Consider the following 1050-nt stretch of genomic DNA (forward strand, 5'->3'; position numbering starts at 1 on the left):
CAGCGCGCGGGCCTGGTCCATGCCCTCGGGATCGTAGGCGCGCACCCGGGCGCCGGCATCCTGCAGGCCGGCCACGATGGCGAGCGCCGGCGCGTCGCGCATGTCGTCGGTGTTGGGCTTGAAGGTCAGGCCCAGGAGCGCGACCGTCTTGCCCCGCACCCCGCCCCCGCAGGCCGCAATCACCTTGCGCGCCATCGCCCGCTTGCGGCTCTCGTTGACCGCCGCCACCGTCTCCACGATCCGCATCGGCGCCCCGTGGTCTTGGGCCGTCTTCACCAAAGCCAGCGTGTCCTTGGGAAAGCACGAGCCGCCATAGCCCGGACCCGCATGCAGGAACTTGGCCCCGATCCGGTTGTCCAGCCCGATCCCGCGCGCCACCTGCTGCACGTCCGCCCCCACCCGCTCGCACAGGTCGGCGATCTCGTTGATGAAGGTGATCTTGGTGGCCAGGAACGCGTTGGCCGCATACTTGGTCAGCTCCGCCGTGCGCCGCCCCGTCACCAGGATCGGCGCCTGGTTCAGGTAGAGCGGCCGGTAGATCTCGTTGAGCACCGCCACCGCCCGCGGATCCTCGGCGCCCACCACGATGCGGTCGGGCCGCTTGAAGTCGGCGATCGCCGCCCCCTCGCGCAGGAACTCAGGATTGGAGGCCACCGCCACGTCGGCCTCCGGGTTGGTCTCGCGGATCAGGCGCTCGACCTCGTCCCCGGTGCCCACCGGCACGGTCGACTTGGTCACCACCACGGTGAAGCCGCGCAGCGCCGGCGCGATGGCGCGGGCGGCCGCGTGCACGAAGGAGAGGTCGGCAAAGCCGTCGCCCCGCCGCGAGGGCGTGCCCACCGCGATGAACACCGCGTCGGCCTCGGCCACCGCCTCCGACAGCTCCGTGCGGAAGGCCAGCCGGCCCTGGCGCACGTTCTCGCCCACCAGCGCCTCAAGACCCGGCTCGTAGATCGGCATCCGACCCGCCCGCAGCGCCTCGATCTTGGCCGGATCCGTGTCGATGCACACCACCCCGTGCCCGAAATCGGCAAGGCAGGCCCCAGACAC

At 71.7% G+C, this 1050-nt stretch carries 1 protein-coding gene; it reads right to left on the bottom strand.

Features of this window, described 5'->3' with window-relative positions:
• The coding region (locus MET9862_RS29040; RefSeq protein ID WP_142586321.1) for a UDP-glucose dehydrogenase family protein at positions 1-1050 on the bottom strand (1050 nt) is incomplete at both ends.

This window comes from Methylobacterium symbioticum (assembly GCF_902141845.1).
GTDB lineage: Bacteria > Pseudomonadota > Alphaproteobacteria > Rhizobiales > Beijerinckiaceae > Methylobacterium > Methylobacterium symbioticum.